The following is a 219-nucleotide window of genomic DNA, read 5'->3' on the forward strand; positions in this document are numbered from 1 at the left end:
GCTCAATTAACCCCGACTCGCCGATAACAAATACCCTCTTTTTTGAAGCCGGCAAGGTTTCTTTGAGATAACGCGCCGTGGCCATACTGGAAGTCAGAATCTCTTTTTCTGATACGACTACCCCCATATCAGCCAGTTTATTGAGATATTGCTGTTGCGTAAGACTTGCATTATTTGTCGCAAGCACGAAAGGAATCTCAACGTAGCGCAGAATAGAAA

General features: G+C 44.3%; 1 pseudogene. It reads right to left on the reverse strand.

Annotation, left to right across the window (positions count from 1 at the left end):
* Positions 1 to 219 (reverse strand): annotated as a pseudogene (locus B3O33_RS01055) (haloacid dehalogenase); the annotation flags it as partial.

Origin of the sequence: Methylophaga sp. UBA1464 (genome assembly GCF_002325665.1) — a bacterium.
In the GTDB taxonomy this organism is placed as follows: Bacteria; Pseudomonadota; Gammaproteobacteria; order Nitrosococcales; family Methylophagaceae; genus Methylophaga.